General features: G+C 48.0%; 1 protein-coding gene. It reads left to right on the plus strand.

What is annotated here, in order from left to right:
• Positions 1 to 377 (plus strand): adenylate kinase family protein (locus tag AY633_RS13695; RefSeq protein WP_145915686.1); only part of this gene is annotated, 377 nt, incomplete at both ends.

Below are 377 nucleotides of genomic sequence, written 5' to 3' on the forward strand. Positions count from 1 at the left end.
GGGATGGCTTTCCACGGACAGTCCCTCAGGCTGGGGCGCTGGAATCTCTTCTGGCTGATCTTGGCAAACGAATCGAGCATGTCGGAAACATCCAAGTTGAACAAGACGAATTGATTGCACGGTTAACAGGCCGTTGGATTTGCAAAGATTGTGGAACTGCTTACCATACTGTCTTCAATCCGCCAGCTACAGCTGGTGTGTGCGATAAAGATGGCGGAGAGCTCTACCAACGCGAAGACGACAAGCCTGAAACCGTCACGAAGCGTTTAGAAGTTAACATGCAACAAACTCAGCCGCTTCTCTACTTCTATGAAGACAAGAACGTGCTGACCAATATAGATGGACAGCAGGACATTGATAAAGTATTTGCTGACATT

Origin of the sequence: Planococcus maritimus (assembly GCF_001592825.1) — a bacterium.
GTDB classification, from domain to species: Bacteria; Bacillota; Bacilli; order Bacillales_A; family Planococcaceae; genus Planococcus; species Planococcus maritimus_C.